This window comes from Hydrogenophaga sp. RWCD_12 (assembly GCF_046604225.1).
Lineage (GTDB): Bacteria > Pseudomonadota > Gammaproteobacteria > Burkholderiales > Burkholderiaceae_C > Hydrogenophaga.
On record NZ_JBKIXC010000002.1, the window covers coordinates 338,597 to 356,006 of the forward strand.

General features: G+C 66.8%; 17 protein-coding genes and 1 tRNA gene. 5 read left to right on the forward strand and 13 right to left on the reverse strand.

Going from position 1 to position 17,410, the window contains the following annotated elements; translation table 11 throughout:
* Window positions 1–340: 340 nt before the first annotated feature.
* Genes ampD through ACLIJ1_RS08675 form a run of 5 tightly spaced genes read right to left on the reverse strand, consistent with a single transcriptional unit; the run spans window position 341 to window position 5,317 of the window.
* Window positions 341–970 carry a 1,6-anhydro-N-acetylmuramyl-L-alanine amidase AmpD gene (gene ampD, locus ACLIJ1_RS08655; protein ID WP_411365107.1) on the reverse strand — a complete coding sequence of 210 codons (630 nt, stop codon included), beginning with the start codon at window positions 968–970 and terminating at the stop codon, window positions 341–343.
* A complete protein-coding gene (locus tag ACLIJ1_RS08660; protein ID WP_411365108.1) occupies window positions 951–2,435 on the reverse strand; it encodes a sigma-54-dependent transcriptional regulator in 1,485 nt (494 codons plus the stop codon). Before ACLIJ1_RS08660 ends, ampD begins: the two co-directional genes overlap by 20 nt.
* Before the next feature lie 8 nt (window positions 2,436–2,443).
* On the reverse strand, window positions 2,444–4,246 hold the full coding sequence (locus ACLIJ1_RS08665; RefSeq protein WP_411365109.1) for a sensor histidine kinase: 1,803 nt from the start codon (window positions 4,244–4,246) through the stop codon (window positions 2,444–2,446).
* Between the two features lie 28 nt (window positions 4,247–4,274).
* Window positions 4,275–4,511, reverse strand: coding sequence for a PP0621 family protein (locus tag ACLIJ1_RS08670; RefSeq protein WP_411365110.1), 237 nt, complete (start codon window positions 4,509–4,511; stop codon window positions 4,275–4,277).
* A 2-nt stretch (window positions 4,512–4,513) separates the two neighbouring features.
* On the reverse strand, window positions 4,514–5,317 hold the full coding sequence (locus tag ACLIJ1_RS08675; protein ID WP_411365111.1) for an inner membrane protein YpjD: 804 nt from the start codon (window positions 5,315–5,317) through the stop codon (window positions 4,514–4,516).
* A 171-nt stretch (window positions 5,318–5,488) separates the two neighbouring features.
* On the opposite strand from ACLIJ1_RS08675, the gene ffh reads away from it, so the two are divergent.
* The gene (ffh, locus tag ACLIJ1_RS08680; protein ID WP_411365112.1) at window positions 5,489–6,859 is read left to right on the forward strand and encodes a signal recognition particle protein; all 1,371 of its coding nucleotides are present in this window, start codon (window positions 5,489–5,491) and stop codon (window positions 6,857–6,859) included.
* A 46-nt stretch (window positions 6,860–6,905) separates the two neighbouring features.
* Window positions 6,906–7,532 (forward strand): hypothetical protein, encoded by a 627-nt coding sequence (locus ACLIJ1_RS08685; RefSeq protein ID WP_411365113.1) that lies wholly within the window; start codon window positions 6,906–6,908, stop codon window positions 7,530–7,532.
* Between the two features lie 9 nt (window positions 7,533–7,541).
* On the opposite strand, the gene miaB is transcribed toward ACLIJ1_RS08685, so the two are convergent.
* The 6 genes from miaB to ACLIJ1_RS08715 all read right to left on the reverse strand — a co-directional run bounded on the left by miaB (window position 7,542) and on the right by ACLIJ1_RS08715 (window position 12,435).
* Window positions 7,542–8,888, reverse strand: a complete 1,347-nt coding sequence (gene miaB, locus ACLIJ1_RS08690) for a tRNA (N6-isopentenyl adenosine(37)-C2)-methylthiotransferase MiaB (protein WP_411365735.1) — start codon at window positions 8,886–8,888, stop codon at window positions 7,542–7,544.
* A gap of 116 nt (window positions 8,889–9,004) precedes the next feature.
* Window positions 9,005–9,358: a hypothetical protein gene (locus tag ACLIJ1_RS08695; protein ID WP_411365114.1), complete on the reverse strand. Its 354-nt coding sequence runs from the start codon at window positions 9,356–9,358 to the stop codon at window positions 9,005–9,007.
* A gap of 75 nt (window positions 9,359–9,433) precedes the next feature.
* Window positions 9,434–9,994, reverse strand: a complete 561-nt coding sequence (locus ACLIJ1_RS08700; protein ID WP_411365115.1) for a YaeQ family protein — start codon at window positions 9,992–9,994, stop codon at window positions 9,434–9,436.
* Window positions 9,995–10,038: 44 nt separating this feature from the next.
* A tRNA-Met gene (locus ACLIJ1_RS08705) sits at window positions 10,039–10,115 on the reverse strand.
* A 35-nt stretch (window positions 10,116–10,150) separates the two neighbouring features.
* The gene (locus tag ACLIJ1_RS08710) at window positions 10,151–11,563 is read right to left on the reverse strand and encodes a VWA domain-containing protein (RefSeq protein ID WP_411365116.1); all 1,413 of its coding nucleotides are present in this window, start codon (window positions 11,561–11,563) and stop codon (window positions 10,151–10,153) included.
* An 83-nt stretch (window positions 11,564–11,646) separates the two neighbouring features.
* Window positions 11,647–12,435, reverse strand: coding sequence for an enoyl-CoA hydratase (locus ACLIJ1_RS08715; RefSeq protein ID WP_411365117.1), 789 nt, complete (start codon window positions 12,433–12,435; stop codon window positions 11,647–11,649).
* A 150-nt stretch (window positions 12,436–12,585) separates the two neighbouring features.
* On the opposite strand from ACLIJ1_RS08715, the gene ACLIJ1_RS08720 reads away from it, so the two are divergent.
* From ACLIJ1_RS08720 to paaK, 3 genes are read left to right on the forward strand one after another with little or no spacing between them, the layout of a single operon-like run.
* Window positions 12,586–13,392, forward strand: coding sequence for an enoyl-CoA hydratase-related protein (locus ACLIJ1_RS08720; RefSeq protein WP_411365118.1), 807 nt, complete (start codon window positions 12,586–12,588; stop codon window positions 13,390–13,392).
* Window positions 13,392–13,832, forward strand: a complete 441-nt coding sequence (gene paaI / locus ACLIJ1_RS08725; RefSeq protein ID WP_411365119.1) for a hydroxyphenylacetyl-CoA thioesterase PaaI — start codon at window positions 13,392–13,394, stop codon at window positions 13,830–13,832. The genes ACLIJ1_RS08720 and paaI overlap by 1 nt, the downstream gene beginning before the upstream one ends.
* Window positions 13,829–15,124 (forward strand): phenylacetate--CoA ligase PaaK, encoded by a 1,296-nt coding sequence (gene paaK, locus ACLIJ1_RS08730; protein ID WP_411365120.1) that lies wholly within the window; start codon window positions 13,829–13,831, stop codon window positions 15,122–15,124. Before paaI ends, paaK begins: the two co-directional genes overlap by 4 nt.
* Window positions 15,125–15,130: 6 nt before the next feature.
* Here paaK and ACLIJ1_RS08735 read toward each other — a convergent pair whose 3' ends face one another.
* Together ACLIJ1_RS08735 and ACLIJ1_RS08740 are read right to left on the reverse strand one after the other, a co-directional pair.
* Window positions 15,131–16,936 carry a M61 family metallopeptidase gene (locus ACLIJ1_RS08735; RefSeq protein ID WP_411365121.1) on the reverse strand — a complete coding sequence of 602 codons (1,806 nt, stop codon included), beginning with the start codon at window positions 16,934–16,936 and terminating at the stop codon, window positions 15,131–15,133.
* Window positions 16,933–17,406 (reverse strand): DUF3429 domain-containing protein, encoded by a 474-nt coding sequence (locus tag ACLIJ1_RS08740; RefSeq protein WP_411365122.1) that lies wholly within the window; start codon window positions 17,404–17,406, stop codon window positions 16,933–16,935. Before ACLIJ1_RS08740 ends, ACLIJ1_RS08735 begins: the two co-directional genes overlap by 4 nt.
* Window positions 17,407–17,410: the final 4 nt, after the last annotated feature.

Consider the following 17,410-nt stretch of genomic DNA (forward strand, 5'->3'; position numbering starts at 1 on the left):
GTGGCTGTCAGCATGGTTCCTCTTTCGTTTGTTTTGTGTGGGTGCCGGCGGCGTGGCGCTGGGCACAGGGCCAGGTTGCCTGGCGCAGCGCACACTATATCTGGTGTCTGAGGGGGGTACAAGCCACTACCGGTAGTGTTTTGTGTGTTTGCCCGATTCGCTTTTCGTCAGGCAAAAAAGACGCTGCGCAGGCGCTGGCAGCGAGATGCCGCAGTCCGGCGAAAATTCTGCGTTTGCTCTCTGGGTGCCAATGGTGGCGCGGTTTCCGAGGGGATTTGTGGCGGGAGTCCGCGCCGTTGCTGGGCCGGCGCGGGACGGAGGTTCCGCCGATGCCCCGGTGTCAGTCCGTGGCGTTTTCTGTGGTGCCGACACACCCGGGAAAATACCGATGATCCCAGCCCAGGGATCGTTGCAGTCGGGGCCAGTCAAAGCCAGGCCCCGGGTCCTGTTTGCGACCAGGCGCGATGTGTTCGTGGCCTGCGATGTGGCCGATCGGAAAGCGTTCACGCAGCTGCTGACACAGCCGGGTCAAGGTCGCGTATTGCGCGGCTTCGAAGCGTTCACCTTCCAGTCCTTCGAGCTCGATGCCGACCGAGTCGTCGTTGCAGTTGGAGCGTCCGCGCCAGCACGAAGCACCCGCGTGCCAGGCGCGTTCCCCGGCGTCGACGAACTGGACCAGCTCTCCGGTGCGCCGCACGAAAAAGTGGGCCGAGACTTCGATGCCCCGGATCTGCTCGAAATATGGATGAGCCGACCAGTCGAGCTGGTTGGTGAAAAGGTGTTCGACCTCCGGTCCGCCGTACACGCCGGGTGGCAGACTGATCGAATGCAGGACGATCAGGTCGATGCAGGCGCCATCGGGACGGGGCCCGAAATTGGGTGAAGGCACGGCCCGCGCGGTCCGAAGCCAGCCCCCATCCCAGTCGCCCATGGCATCGGTCTTCACTGCTTCAACCCTGGGTGTCTTCATCGTCGGATGGCATGGTGATGCCCAGCCGCTGGATGCGGTAGCGCATCTGGCGCAGGTTCAGCCCCAGCCGCGCTGCGGCGGCAGTGCGGTTGAAGTCGCATTCCTTGAGCGCCTTGAGCAGCACCTGTCGTTCCTGCTCGTCGAGATAGCTCTGCAGGTCGGCAGGGATGCCGGTGCTTTCGGTGACAGGTGGTGGCGCGGGCGACTCGGCCATCTGGTCCGCGTGGGATGGGCGGGATGGTGCCTCGGCGCTGTCGCCTTGATCCTCGAAATCGCAGGCCTCCAGTACCGATCCGCTGCTCAGTGCCAGCGCACGCTGGAGCAGGTTCTCCAGCTCGCGGACGTTGCCGGGCAGCTCGCGTGACCGCAGGTAGTCCCGTGCCGCATCGGACAGGGTCGGTGCGGCCTGGCCCGACTCGGCGCAGATTCGCTGCAGCAAGGCAAGCACCAGCTCCGGCAGGTCTTCACGCCGCTCACGCAGCGGCGGAGTGCGCAGGCCGATGACGTTGAGCCGATAGAAGAGGTCCTGCCGGAAGTCGCCGCTCTTGACCAGCGCCACCAAGTCCTTGTGCGTGGCGCTGACCAGCCGGACGTCGACCGCTTCTTCCTGCACACCGCCCAGCGGCCGCACACGCCTTTCCTGGATCACCCGCAGCAGCTTGGCCTGCATGCCCAGCGGCAGGTCGCCGATTTCGTCGAGGAACAGTGTGCCGCCGCGCGCCGCCTGGAAATAGCCTTCGCGGTCGTGGCTGGCGCCGGTGTAGGCGCCTTTGCGGGCGCCGAAAAACTCCGCCTCGATCAGGTTGTCGGGAATTGCGCCGCAGTTGACAGCCACGAACGGTCCGTCGCTGCGGTGGCTGCATTCGTGCACGGCCCGCGCAACCAGCTCTTTGCCGGTGCCCGATTCACCGAGGATCAGCACCGGCGCCATGCTGGTGGCGACCTTCTCGATGCGCTGGCGAATCTGCGCCATGGTGGCCGAGGTGCCGACGATGCGCGCCAGGGCCTGGACGCCACCCGGTGGAGGTGGTGCGCTGCGCACCGGCTCGCTCGCCGAAGTGCGCCGGAGTTTGGCCGCAGGCTCCATGCGCTGGCTCTGCAGGGCAGCCTGCACCGCAGTTCGCAATTGCTTGAGGTCCACCGGCTTGGTCAGGTAGTCGAAAGCGCCGCTCTTGAGGGCCTCGACCGCGTTCTCGGCCGAGCCATAGGCGGTGATGACGATGGTCTTTTCGCTGCGTTGCTGCTCCACGAGTTCGCGCAGCAGTTCCAGCCCAAGCCCATCGGGCAGGCGCATGTCGGAAATCAGCACATCGAAACGCCGCTGGGCCAGCCATTCGCGGGCCTGGGCCAGATCCGGTGCCGACACAACTTCATACCCCTCGCGCAGCAGGGTGAGTTCGTACAGGGTGCGCAGGTCTGGTTCGTCGTCGACGACCAGCACGCATGCGGTGGCAGAAGCGGGCATGAAGAACGTCAGAGCGTGGAAAGGGAGGGGGGGCCGTTGGTGGAAGTGCCTGGCCGGGTGGGCGGAGGTACCGAGTCCCCGGGCGGATAGGTCAGGCTCTGCTGAACCGGCGCCCGCGGGCCACCCTGCATCGTGGGCGCCAGCACGTAGAACTCGTTGCCCTCGCGCTGGTCGAGCCGGCTGCGCTGGTAGGCAATCTGTGCGCCATACCGCTCGCACAGCTCGCGGCAGATATAGAGCCCCAGGCCGCTGGAACGGCTCTCGGACGAGAAGAAGGGTTCGAAGAGGTGCTTGAGCACGCTGGGCTCCAGCGGCGCGCTGTCACTCCAGACCGAGATCCGCACGCGGTCCGGTCCGGCCGGTTGAGAGATGACACGGATCGAAGACGCCTGCCCGCTGGCGTGGCGAAGCGCGTTGTCCAGCAGGTTGATCAGCAGACGCCGCAGATGTTCGGGGTCAAATGAGATGTGAACCCCCGGGGCGTGGGGATGCACGCCGAGCACGCCTTTGGCCTGGTTCTGCCGCGTCCACTCGTGGGTGATCTGGCGCAGGGTCTGGTCCAGCGGCAGGGCCGGCAAGCCTTCGTCCTGGCTGGGTTGCGCCCGGGCCACATTGAGGATGTCGTCGACGATGCGCGAGAGCCGGGTGGCGTTCTGCTCAATCATCCGGGTCAGCCGCTTCTGGCCGGGCTCGGTCACCTCTTCGTCCAGCAGCGCATTGGCCTGCGTGATGGCCGAGAGCGGGTTGCGGATCTCGTGCGCCACCGCGGCCGACATGCGGCCCATCGATGCCAGCTTCTCGGTGCGCACCCGCGCCTCGACCTCGCGCAGGTCTTCGAGGAACAGCACGCACAGGTCGTTGGGTCGTCCGGTCTGCGCATTGGTCAGACGGGTGCGTGCGAACAGGCGCAAGGTCGTGTATTCGTCTGGCGCCAGCTGCACTTCTGCCTCCAGCCCTTGCCCGACCTGGAAGGTGCGGTCGACCAGGAACGACAGGCTTTCCCATTCCGAGCGTGCCGACAGCAGCAACTTGGCGGCGTGTGGATAGTGGTCGCCCATCAGCATGCCCTGCGCCGCGGGGTTGGCGTTGCGGACCACGCCATGGCGGTCGACCACGAGCACGCCTTCGCTCAGGCTTTCGATAATCAGCTCGTTGACCTCGGCCTGCGAGCGGGCAGCGGCCTGGCTTTTCTGCACCAGGGCCTCTTCACGCGCCAGGCGCTGGGCCAGCTGGTTGGCCAGGAAGGCGACCACGAAAAAGCCGGTGCCGCTCAGGCCCGACTGCAGCAGTCTGGCGGTCGAGACGTCGCTCAGCAGGGGGGCACCGATCAGGGCTTCGCCCAGCAGGTAGAGCGTGGTGACGGCCGCCGTGGCGAGCGCCAGCGTCATCGATCCCAGGATGGCGGCCAGCAGCACCGGCAGGGCGAACAGCGGCGTGTAGTTGATGCCCGCCTGCTGGAAGTGGTCCAGCATGCCGAAGACCACCAGATCGACGGCGATCGTCAGCAGCCACTGGACACGGAAAGCACGGCCCGGTTCGATGCGCTTGGTCCACACCAGCACGGCGATCGTCGCGGCCAGGTGCAGCGTGCAAACACCCACCAGCCATTTTGCCGCACCACCCGCGCCGTTGCTCAGCAGGAAGACCTGCAGCGCCAGCAACACCAGCGCGATGAGCACACGGGCCCGCATGAAGGCCTTCCACAGCCGCACGTAGGCACGCACGTGGTGGCTCTGGTCCTGCAGGCTGTTGCCGGCCTCCAGCGTGGAGTACCACGAGGGGGCAAACTGGGAGTTCGGATCGGATGCCATGGGTGTGCCGATGCCGGTGGTCAGTGGCTCACCGCACCGCGGCTTCGTGCTGGCGCCGGTGCTCCTGGCAGCAGTAGCGCCCCCGGTTGCCCTGCACCGCTTCGTTCTCGGGCAGGTGGGTGCCGCACTGGTCGCAGGCGATCATCGGCATGGGTCGTGCGGGTTCCTTGCGCTTGGGTGCCGCGTCGTCGCGTTCGGACTGGCGGTTGTTGCGCCAGATCCAGAAGGCGACCAGGAGCACGGTCAGGACCAGTAGGAATTTCATCGTTAGCCGACCCGGTGCAGGATCACTTCAAGCACGAAACGCGAGCCGACATAGCCCAGCAGCAGGAAGCCGGCTCCAAGATAGAGCATGCGCACCGCGACCCGGCCGCGCCATCCCAGGCGCCAGCGTCCCAGCAGCAGCACGCCCATGGTCAGCCAGGCCAGTACCGAGAATGCTGTCTTGTGGTTCCAGACCCAGCGCTCGTTGATGAGTTCGGAGAACCAGCCGCCGACCAGCAGCGTCGCGCTGAGCAGCACGAACCCGGCGGCCACGAAGCGGAAGGTCAGGCGCTCCAGCGTCAGCAACGGCATCGAGGTGTCGCTGGTGGTGCCCAGCCGCATGGCCTTTTCGGCGCGCTGCATCAGCCAGGCGTGGACCACCGCCGCCGCGATCAACCCGTAGGAGGCGATGCCCAGCGCCCAGTGCAGCGGCATCCAGTTCGAGGGCAGGGAGTGATATTGCGCGCCGGGAAAAAACAGCGCCAGCAGCACCGCCAGCGTGCCCAGCACCGCCAGCGTCCAGCGTGCCTTGAGCTGCGGGTACATGCGGCTTTCGATCAGGTAGACCGTCAGCACCAGCCACGCGGTGACCGACAGCGCCGGCGCGAAACCGAAGCGGGCCGGCGTTTCCAGCACCGTCGAACCGAGCACGAAGAGATGCAGCAGCCAGGCCACGGCCAGGAAGTTGCGGGTCTGCTGCTGGGTCAGCCGCGGATGGGCCCAGGCGATGAAGGCATACGACAGCGCCGCCACCGCCGACAGCAGGGCTGCGGGCGGGTTGCTGGTGAGGGCGGGCAGGAAGTTCATGAATGGGCGTGGCGGCCGTTGGCAGAGGGGCTGGCAGCTAAAATCGCCTCTGGAGTTTATAGCGTCTTGGCCGCGCGAACCGCCGGTTCCGCCGCGCGACGCCACCCTGGCGTTTCGCCGCTGTCACCTCCGACGTCCCCCGTTCCCCGACCCCCACATTTCCCACCCACCATGGCCTCAGCCCTTTCCGACCGTCTGTCACGCATCGTCAAGGAAATGCGCGGTCAGGCGCGCATCACCGAGAGCAATGTCACCGACATGCTGCGCGAGGTGCGCATGGCGCTGCTGGAGGCCGACGTGGCGCTTCCGGTGGTGCGCGACTTCATTGCCCGCGTGAAAGAGAAGGCACTGGGTGCCGAGGTGGTGGGCTCGCTCACCCCAGGGCAGGTGCTGGTCAGCGTGGTCAACCGCGAGCTGGCGGCCACCATGGGCGACGGCGTGTCGGACATCAACCTCGCAGCCCAGCCGCCGGCGGTCATCCTGATGGCCGGCCTGCAAGGTGCCGGTAAAACGACGACCACCGCCAAGCTGGCCAAGCATCTGATCGAAAAGCGCAAGAAGAAGGTGCTGACGGTCTCGGGCGACGTCTACCGACCGGCGGCCATTGAACAGCTCAAGACCGTGACGGCGCAGGCCGGGGCCGAGTGGTTCCCGAGTTCGCCGGACCAGAAGCCGTTGGACATCGCGCGCGCCGCGCTGGACTACGCGAAGAAACACTACTTCGACGTACTGCTGGTCGACACGGCAGGCCGCCTGGCGATCGACGAAGTGCTGATGCGCGAAATCCAGGAACTGCATGCCGCAATCCATCCGGTCGAGACCCTGTTCGTGGTCGACGCCATGCAGGGCCAGGATGCGGTGAACACCGCCAAGGCCTTCAAGGACGCGCTGCCGTTGACCGGCATCGTGCTGACCAAGATGGACGGCGACTCGCGCGGTGGCGCGGCGCTGTCGGTGCGACAGGTCACGGGTGCGCCGATCAAGTTCGCCGGTGTGAGCGAGAAGATCGACGGTCTGGAGGTGTTCGACGCTGACCGCCATGCGGGCCGCATCCTGGGCATGGGCGACATCGTGGCGCTGGTCGAGCAGGTCACCGCGGGTGTGGACATGGAAGCGGCGCAGAAGCTGGCCGCCAAGGTCAAGAGCGGTGGCGATTTCGATCTCAACGATTTCCTCGACCAGATCCGCCAGATGAAGCAGATGGGCGGCCTGTCCAGCCTGATGGACAAGCTGCCCGGCAACCTGGCCGCCAAGGCCAGCGAGGCCGACCTGAACCGTGCCGAGAAGGACATCAAGCGCAAGGAAGGGATCATCTGCAGCATGACGCCCCGCGAGCGCAGCAAGCCCGACCTCATCAAGGCCACCCGCAAGCGCCGCATCGCCGCCGGTGCCGGTGTGCATGTGCAGGAGGTCAACCGCCTGCTCAAGGAGTTCGAGCAGATGCAGGGCATGATGAAGAAGATGAAGGGCGGCGGCCTGATGAAGATGATGAAGCGCATGGGTGGCATGAAGGGCATGCCCAAGCTGCCCGGCATGGGTTGACCGAAGTCAAGCGCATTCCTCAGGCTATTGCCCATACTCGCCGCCCATGTGGACCGGCCTGAACCTCGCGATCGCGCTGCCTTGTGTGGTGGTGGCGCTGTGGCTGCGGCCCTGGCGCATGCTGGGCGGCCCGTTGCTGACGCCCGCGCTGGCGGCCCTGGCGCTGTTGCCCTGGCTGTGGCTGCTGCCACAGAAGATGCCGCAGGGTCTGCAGATCCAGCTCTCGGGTGCCTGCCTGCTGGTGCTGATGCTGGGATGGCCGCTGGCCGTGCTGGTGCTGGGCGGGATTGCGGGGGTGGTCTGGTTCGTGGGTCAGGCCGATCCCGACGTGGTGCTGACGCAGTGGGTCTGGATCGGTCTGGTGCCGGCGCTGATGGCGCTGGCGATCGGGGCATTGCTGCGCCGCTGGCTGCCTCCCAACCTGTTTGTCTACACATTGGGCCGTGCGTTCATTGGCACGGCCGTGGCGGTGTTTCTCTCCGGGCTGCTGTTCGAAGGCCTGCAATGGCTGGCCGGTGAGCCCGGGCGGGAGTGGTCGCTGGTGGCGCGCTGGCTCATGGCCTGGGGCGACGCGTTCCTGACCGGCATGTTCGGTGCCATCTTCGTGGCCTTCGTGCCGCAGTGGCTGGCCACCTGGTCGGACCAGCGCTACCTGCAGCCCCCGAAATCCTGACCGGATTGATCAGGCAACCTGTTCGGTCGTGAGCACCTCGCCACGCAGCGAGTGCGGCAGTGCCTGCGTGATCTTCACATCCACCAACTGGCCCACCAGGCGCGCGCTGTTCGGCCCGCCATCGAAATTGACGATGCGGTTGCACTCCGTGCGGCCCATCAGCTCGGCGGCGTTCTTGCGCGATGGTCCTTCGACCAGGATGCGCTGCACCGTGCCTTCGCGGCTGGCGCTGATGCGGCGCACGTTCTCTTCCAGCACGGCCTGCAGGTGCTGCAGGCGCTGCAGCTTGACCTCGTGCGGCGTGTCGTCGGGCAGGTTGGCGGCGGGGGTGCCGGGGCGCGGGCTGAAGATGAAGCTGAAGCTGCTGTCGTAGCCGACGTCGGTGATCAGCTTCATCATCTTCTGGAAGTCGTCTTCGGTCTCGCCAGGGAATCCGACGATGAAGTCACTGCTCAGGGACAGGTCGGGCCGGATCGCTCGCAGCTTGCGGATCGTGCTCTTGTATTCCATGGCGGTGTAGCCGCGCTTCATGGCCATCAGGATGCGGTCGCTGCCATGCTGTACCGGCAGGTGCAGGTGGCTCACCAGCTTCGGAAGCTTCGCGTAGGCCTCGATCAGGCGCGGCGTGAACTCGTTGGGGTGGCTGGTGGTGTACCGGATGCGCTCGATGCCGGGGATGTCCGAGACGTACTCGAGCAGCAGCGCGAAGTCGGCGATCTCGTCCGTGTCGCCCATCTTGCCGCGGTAGGCGTTCACGTTCTGGCCCAGCAGGTTGACCTCGCGCACGCCCTGGTCGGCCAGGCCGGCGATCTCGACCAGCACGTCCTCGAACGGGCGGCTGACCTCTTCACCGCGGGTGTAGGGCACCACGCAGTAGCTGCAGTACTTGCTGCAGCCTTCCATGATGGACACGAAGGCCGAAGCGCCTTCCACGCGCGCGGGCGGCAGATGGTCGAACTTCTCGATCTCGGGGAAGCTGATGTCCACTTGCGGCTGGTTCAGGCGGTCGCGCGCCTTGAGCATTTCGGGCAGGCGGTGCAGGGTCTGCGGGCCGAACACCACGTCCACGAAGGGCGCGCGCTTGATGATCTCGGCCCCTTCCTGGCTGGCCACGCAGCCGCCGACGCCGATCAGCACGCCCTTCTTCTTCAGGTGCTTGACGCGACCCAGGTCGGAAAACACTTTCTCCTGCGCCTTCTCGCGCACCGAGCAGGTGTTGAACAGGATCAGGTCCGCTTCTTCCGGGTCCTGGGTTTTCTCGAAACCCTCGGCGGCGCCGAGCACGTCGGCCATCTTGTCCGAGTCGTACTCGTTCATCTGGCAGCCGAACGTCTTGATGAAGACTTTTTTCATGATGAATCACCCCCTGCGCCGCTGACGCGGCTTCCCCTGGCAGGGGGAACGCACTGGCGGCCCGGCAGAGCCGGTTCCGCGGTGCGCCTGGACTTTGGGGGCCTGTTGGAGTTGAGGGGTTACTGGCCGGCGCGCTTGCGCTTCTCGGCCGCTTCGGCTTCGGTCAGGATCCAGACGTCGTGGACCATGCCGTGTTGCTCGACGGTGTAGTTGACCGTCAGTTCCTGCCCGACGATGCTGCCCGAGAGGACCAGCAGGTTGTTCGCACCCTTGATGCGCGCGCCCGGCGAGAGCTGGGCCGGCTTGCCGTCCATGGTGATGATCGGCGGCTGGGTCACGACCATGGTGCCGCGCAGGGCACTGGCCGGAAAGTTGCGCACCTGGAGCTGGGCGTGGGCCAGGGTGCAGAGACCCAGGCCGGCCAGTGTCAGCAGGACGCGGCGCGAGGCGGAAAACGGGGAGCAGCGGTTCATGGTGTAGATCCAGAGGCTGTGGGAGGCGGGCAGGTCCGCCGGGGTCGCGATTGTCTCACGCGGACCCGGCCTGGATCACTTCCAGCGGATCGGCTCGATGTGCACGCTGCCCTGCTGGTTCGACAGCGTGAGCGCGCCGTCCTGCACCGTGGCCTGCAGCTGCATGCTGCGTTCGGCCAGCGCCGCCAGCGCTGGCGCTACCTCGGTCGGCAGGCGCCAGACCTGCAGCTTCTCCAGCCGGGTCAGCTTGTTCTCGATGCCCTTCCACCACACGTCGGCCGCCGAGCTGAAGGCGTAGACGATCACGGCGTCGGACTGGCTGCAGGCCTTGGACAGCGGCTTGTCTTCGGGCTGGCCGACCTCGATCCAGACGCGCTTGCGCCCGGTGAAATCGGTCAGCGAAGCGTCCGGGTCGTCCGGGTCGGACAGGCCGGCGCCAAACGCCAGTGTGCCGTCGCCGCCGCAGGTGTCCTGCAGCTCGTGGGCCTGAAGCGCCATGGCCACCAGACGGACCATCATGCGTTCGTCGGTCTCGCTCGGGTGGCGGGCCAGCGTCAGCGCATGGTCGGCGTAGTAGCCGTGGTCGATGTCGGCGATCTGGAGGTTCGCCTTGAAGATGGTGGATTTGATGGCCATGAATGCAAAAAGCGGGTGCCGTTGCCGGACCCGCTTTTGGTGTTTGGTGGCGATAGGTGGACTTGAACCACCGACATCAGCATTATGAATGCTGCGCTCTAACCAACTGAGCTATATCGCCGAAGCCGCGCATTATAGAACATCTTTTGCAGTCCTTCAAGACGCCATGGCGAGCAGGCGGGCCAGTTCCTCGCGGATCAGGCGCACGATCAGGTGGTCCAGGGTGGCGACCGAATAGTCTTTCACGTCATGCACCGTTTCGCGCCCCGGGCCGCTGGCGGGCTGACCAGCCCGGTCATAGGTCAGGAACACAAAACGGCCGCCGGTGAACTGGGCCATCTGCCGCTGGATGAACTCGCCCTGGCGGTCCAGCCCGCTGGCGCCGACGCTGAAGATCTTGATGCCCTTGCCCAAGGCGGCCAGCATCGCCTCGTCGTAGCGCGGTCGGTCGGTGCCCAGCTGCGGCGGAGCGTCCGCCAGCAGGACCACCATGCGGGTGGCGCCGTCGCCGCGCCAGCTCATCCGGTGCACCGTCTCGTGCAACGCCTCGCTCATGGCTTCGGGATAGTCGCCGCCACCGTCGGCCTGCAGCTGGTTCAGCACCTTCTGGAATGCGCCCAGGTCGTTGGTGAAGTCGTGACTGCGCAGCACGAACGGGTCGGTCCGGTCGCGGTAGGCCACCAAGCCAAAACACAGGTCGGGGTGACTGGGCAGACGGGCGGCTTCGGCTGCAATGCTGTGCAGGCTGGAGCGGAGCTTCTCGATTTCATCGCCCATCGACCCGGTGGCGTCGACCAGAAACACCAGGTCAAGCCTGGCGCGTTGCGCCGCAGGCTTTTCGTCCAGCTGCACCTGCACGGCATCCTTCTGGCCGCGCCGCAGAAAGCCCTGGGCGGTCTGGCCCGCATGGTTCACCGTCACCTGGTAGAGCGTGGACGAGGCCTTGTCGAAGGCGTCGGGGTGCAGCCAGACATGGCCGCCGGTGTCGGTACGCGCCCAGAGCACCGCGCCATCCGGCGAGCGCACCTGCACCTGCGCGTCAGCCACTCCGTGGCCCGAGCGGTCCTTGACCTCCAACAGGTAGCGCTCGCGGATGTCGCGCGCCTGGTGCTCGACCGGGGTGCGGGCGCGGAATGCCAGGTACTCGCCGAAGTCGGCGTTGTCGTCGACCATGCCGGCGGTGACCACGGGGGCCGCTGGCGCCTGCAGTGCCGGTGAAGGAGCGGGTGGCGGCTTTGCACTGTCGGCCGCTGCACTCTCCCGCAGCGCGGCAGACGCCGGGACAGCGGACTTGGGGACTGCAACGCCGGGCGCGCCGCCCAGCGACCTGCCGCGTGCGGCCATGGCGCCTTCGGGCCTGGCCAGTTCGGCCGCTGCCACCTGGCCCGCCACCTCGTGGGTCCGGATCGGCCGGCGGCAATCGGTGGCGCTTGGCGGCGTGAAGCCAGGGCTGGTCGCCGCAGGCGCCAGTGGACCGGACACCGCCAAGGCGCTGGCGGGCATGACGGAGAGCAGCAGTTTCGCGCTGAGCAGGGCGCTCAGCAGCCGGGACAGGCGGAGGGATTTCAAGGGCATCGTGGACTCCTGTGAGGGGTGGTGATGCCCATGAAACGAACCGGCAGGCCGGACGGGGTTAAACCCCTGGAAAAAAATCAGCCGTGCTTGAACACCGCCTTGCGCTTGTTCACGAACGCGTCCATGCCTTCCTTCTGATCGTCGGTGGCGAACAGGGCGTGGAACATGCGGCGTTCGAACATCACGCCGTCGGCCAGGCCGCCTTCGAAGGCGCGGTTGACACATTCCTTGGCCGCCATCACGCTGGGCAGCGAGAACTCGCAGATCGAGAGCGCCGCGCCCAGGGCTTCGTCCATCAGCTTGTCCAGCGGCACCACGCGGCTGACCAGACCGGCGCGTTCGGCCTCGGTGGCATCCATCATGCGGCCGGTCAGAGCCATGTCCATGGCCTTGCTCTTGCCGACCGCACGCGGCAGGCGCTGCGTGCCGCCAGCGCCGGGGATGATGCCCAGCTTGATCTCGGGTTGGCCGAATTTCGCGTTGTCGGCGGCGATGATGAAGTCGCACATCATTGCCAGCTCGCAGCCACCGCCCAGGGCGAAGCCGCTGACGGCAGCGATCACTGGCTTGCGGATGCTGCGGATCGTTTCCCAGTTGCGGGTGATGTAGTCGCCCTTGTAGACGTCGGCGAAGGTGTACTTGGCCATGGCGCCGATGTCGGCGCCGGCTGCGAAGGCCTTTTCGCTGCCGGTGATGATCATGCAGCCGATGCCGTCGTCGGCGTCGAAGGCCTTGAGCGCGGTTCCCAGTTCGGTCATGAGCTGGTCGTTCAGCGCGTTGAGCGCCTTGGGGCGGTTGAGCGTCACGATGCCGACACGGCCTTCGGTGCGCACGGTGATCAGTTCGGGGGCGGCGGTTTCGCTCATGGTGTGTCCTCGAGTGGATGGGGGAATTGACGTAAACGTCAACTATAGCCGCCCGTCTTTCGACCGGCGACCCAAGGGAAAACATTAACCGACCGATGGGTCGGCTAATGCCAGAATGCGACGTTCCAGAACGACAGGAGACAGCTTTTCATGAGCCCCGCAACCGAAGAGGCCAGTGTTCTCTATACAGAACGCGGCGCCGTGGCCCTGGTCACGCTCAACCGTCCCGACGCCCTCAACAGCTTCACGCGCCAGATGCACCGCGAGCTCTGGGCCGCACTGGACCGCGCCGAGGCGAATCCGGCGGTGCGCGCGCTGGTGATCACCGGTGCGGGCCGGGGTTTCTGTGCGGGTGCCGATCTGGCCGAGTTCGACTTCGAACCCGGCCCCGATCTCGTGAAGCGCGCCGATCCCGGCCCGGTGATCGACCAGGCCTTCAACCCGACGGTGCGCCGCCTGCAGGGGCTGCGCATGCCGACCATCGCCGCGGTCAACGGCGTTGCGGCGGGTGCGGGCGCCTCGCTGGCCATGACCTGCGACATCGCGATCGCCGCGCCGGGCGCGAGCTTCATCCAGGCCTTCAGCAAGATCGGCCTGATCCCAGACGCGGGCGGCAGCTGGTTCCTGGTCGAGCGGCTGGGGCTGGCGCGTGCCATGGCGCTGGCGATGACCGGCGACAAGCTCCCCGCCGCGCAGGCCAAGGAATGGGGAATGATCTGGGACGTGGCCGACGATCCGCTCGAGAGCGCGCTGGCCACGGCCGGCAAGCTGGCGACCATGCCCACCAAGGCCATCGTCGCCACCCGCGCCCTGCTGCGCGACGCCTCCACACGCACGCTCAACGAGCAGCTGGACGCCGAGCGCGACACCCAGTCGGCCCTGGGCCAGACGCACGACTACATCGAAGGCGTGATGGCGTTCCGCCAGAAGCGCCCGGCGCAGTTCAAGGGGGAATGATGAGTCCGCAAGAACGCGCATCCCGGGTTGGCGAGACCATGTTCGCGGTCGACGTGGCCAGCAAGGACACCATGGGCATGGAGCTGCTGGTGGTGGAGCCGGGCCGGGCGGTGATCCGCATGGCCGTCCAGCCGCTGCACCTCAACGGTCACCAGATCTGCCACGGTGGCTTCATCTTCACCCTGGCCGACTCCACCTTCGCTTTTGCCTGCAACAGCCACAACAAGAACGCGGTGGCCGCAGGTTGCAACATCGAATTCCTCAAGCCCGCGCACGCAGGCGACGTGCTGACCTGCGAAGGCCTGGAGCAGACGCTGCAGGGCCGGCATGGCATCTACGACATGAGAGTCACCAACCAGAAGGGCGAAGTGGTGGCGATGTTCCGCGGCAAGAGCGCGGTCATCCCCGGCACCGTCTTTCCCGAGGAGGAGGGCGCATGAAAGCATTTCCGCTCGAACCGATCGAGAAGGCCAGCATCGACGAGTTGCGTGGTCTGCAGTTCAAGCGCCTGCAGGGCACGCTGCGCCACGCCTACGCCAACTCGCCGGTCTACCGCCGCAAGTTCGACGAAGCCGGTGTGCATCCCGACGAATGCCGTTCGCTGGCCGATCTGGCGAAGTTTCCGTTCACGACCAAGAAGGACCTGCGCGACAGCTACCCGTTCGGCATGTTCTCGGTGCCGCGCGAACAGTGCGCGCGCATCCACGCCAGCAGCGGCACCACCGGCAAGCCGACCGTGGTCGGCTACACGCTCAAGGACATTGACACCTGGGCCACGGTGATGGCGCGCAGCATCCGCGCCAGCGGCGCGCGGCCAGGCGACATGGTGCATGTGAGCTACGGTTACGGCCTGTTCACCGGTGGTCTGGGCGCGCACTACGGCGCCGAGAAACTGGGCCTGACGGTCGTGCCTTTCGGCGGCGGCCAGACCGAGCGGCAGGTGCAACTGATCCAGGACTTTCGGCCCGACATCATCATGGTCACGCCCAGCTACATGCTGGCGATCGCCGACGAGTTCGAGCGCCTGGGCCTGGACCCGCGCGAGAGCAGCGTGCGCCTGGGCATCTTCGGCGCCGAGCCCTGGACCAACGACATGCGGCTGGCGATCGAGCAGCGCATGGGCATCGATGCGGTCGATATCTATGGCCTGTCGGAAGTCATGGGGCCGGGCGTGGCCAACGAGTGTGTCGAAACCAAGGACGGCCCGACGATCTGGGAAGACCACTTCTTCCCCGAGATCATCAACCCCGACACCGGCGAACCGGTGGCCGACGGCGAACTGGGCGAGCTGGTGTTCACCAGCCTCACGAAAGAGGCGCTGCCCATCATCCGCTACCGCACGCGCGACCTCACGCGTCTGCTGCCCGGCACAGCGCGGACCATGCGCCGCATGGAAAAAATCACCGGCCGCAGCGACGACATGATGATCGTGCGCGGCGTGAACGTGTTCCCGACGCAGATCGAGGAGCTGATCCTCAAACGCCCCGAGCTCACCGCGCACTACCAGTGCGTGCTGACGCGCGAAGGGCCGATGGACAACCTGACGGTGGCGGTCGAGACGCGGCCGGGTCTCTCGCCCGAGAGCATCGAGGCCCGCGCGGCCGCCACGCTGCTGCGGCACGAGATCAAGGTGTTTGTCGGTTCCAGCGTCGAGATCGAGCTGCGGCCCGAAGGCGGCGTGGAGCGCAGCCAGGGCAAGGCCAAGCGGGTGGTGGACCTCAGAAAGCGCTGAGGCGCTTCAGGCCAGCCAGGCGCCGAGCTTGACCGCATCCTCGACCGTCAGGCGCATGGCGGTGGTGCCCGGTGCGTTGTCGATGGGCCAGGTCAGTGGGCAGCGCAGCAGCCGGCCGTCTCGTGCGATCAGAGCGGTCAGCATGGTCCGAAGACCACGCAAGCCGTCGATCTCGTCGAGCTTGCGCACGCGCCAGGCTTCGACCGGCTGGCCGCGCTTGGCCGGCGGAAACTCCACGCCCAGCCATTCGTCGCCGGCCGCCAGACCCGCCGCTTCGCCGGCGCCGCCGCGCAGCACGTTCTTTACCGTGAGGCCGCCGTTCTCCGAGACGCGCAGGCCCAGGCGTTGCGCCAGCGGCGTCTTGTCCTGGTGCACCTTGGCGCCGCGCGCGGCCAGCAGGCTGGCGAGGGGCAGGTCGTCGGTGCCGTGGACCCATTGCGCCAGTTCGCTGACAAAGCTGCGTCTGCCCAGCTGCCGCAGCACGGTCGCGAGGTCGGCTTCGCGCATCGGGCCGCCCTGCGTGCGCTGCCAGAGCGCGCGCATCACGGCGTCCAGCGAGGTGTGGCCTTCGGCGCGCAATGTGAGGTCCAGGCACATCGCTACCAGCGCACCCTTGGTGTAGTAGCTGATCGTCGAATTCGGGGTGTTTTCCCCGACCCGGTAGTAGCGGGTCCAGGCGTCGAAGCTGGCCTGCGCCACGCTCTGCACGCGCTGCCCCGGGCTCTGCTGCACCTGGTTGATGGTCTTGGTGACCAGGTTCAGGTAGGTCGCGTCGTCGATCAGGCCGGCGCGGCGCAGGATCAGGTCGTCGTAGTAGCTGGTGAAACCCTCGAAGAACCAGAGCAGCTCGGTGTGGTTCTCGCGGCTGTAGTCGTAGCGCTTGAACTCCGCAGGCCGCAGGCGCTTGACGTTCCAGGTGTGGAAGTACTCGTGGCTGATCAGACCAAGCAGCGTGGTGTAGCCGTCGGTGGCCTTGAGCGCAGCAGGCTTGTCGTCCTTGCCGCGGACCTTGGGCAGATCGGCGCGTTGCGCAATCAGCGCGGTGCTGTTGCGGTGTTCGAGCCCGCCGTAGCCGTCGGCGCTGGCATGCAGCATGAACACGTAGCGGTCGTATGGTGGCTGGCCATCGCCGTGCCAGAAGCGGATCTGCTGCTCGCAGATGCGGCGCGTGTCGTCGAGCAGTCGCTGGCCATCGAACCAGCCGCCCGCGCCGCTGACCACGAAGCGGTGTGGCACGCCGCAGGCGCTGAATTCGCCGCTCCAGAAGGTTCCCATCTCGACCGGGCAGTCCGCCAGTTCGTCGTAGTGGGGCGCCAGGTAGTGGCCGAAACCGGCGGCATCCACCTTGGTCGCGGTCAGCCCGGTGGCGACCTGCCAGCCGGCGGGTATGTCGCCGGCCACGATTTCCAGCGAATGCGGTTCGTCCTCGCGGCCCGCGACCATCAGGCACAGGCTGGTGGCGTTGAAGAAGCCGCGCGTGGCGTCGAGGAAGGCGGTGCGCACCGAGGCGTCGAAGGCGTAGACCTCCCAGCGCAGGCACAGTGTGCGCTGGCCGTCGTTGTCGACCTGCCAGCGGTGCTTGTCCAGCTGCTTCACGGTCAGCGGCTGGCCGCCTTGCGCCGCCTGCAGATGCTGCAGATGCTGCGCGAATTCGCGCACCAGGTAGCTGCCCGGAATCCAGACCGGCAGCGCCAATTTCTGCGCCTTGGCGGGCCGGTCGATCTCCAGCGTGACCTCGAACAGGTGGGCCCGGAGGTTCAGCACCTCGACGCGGTAGCGCAGGGCGGGTGCGGCGGGGCAGGCGCGGCTCATATGGCCGCCGCGCCGACGAAGCAGCTCAGCGCGGCAATCGCCGAGAGCCGAAAGCGCAGGGTGAGCCAGGCCTCCAGGCCGGCGCGCTTGTAGAGCGTGCGGTCGGCCAGGTAACACAGGATCAGGGTGAAGCCCAGCCAGGCCAGTCCGGCAAACGCCGGCATCAGCAGCCCGGGCCAGGCCATCAGCGAAGGCACGATGCCCCAGAGGAAATGGTTGCGCTGGTGGTGCGGGCTGTGCGCCACACCCTGTTCGTGCCGGCCGCCGAGCCAGCCGATGCCCCAGTGGATCCCGCCCAGGAACGACACGATCAGCGCCGCGTAGGCGGTCATCGCGATCGCGACCCAGGCCTGCAGGCGCACGTCGACCACCCACAGCAGGACAGCCAGCATGACAAAGGGCACCAGTCCGGCCTGGCCCAGGGTGCGCGCGAGCGCGGCGTCGTCGGGATCGTGCAGCGGGAAATTCATGGAT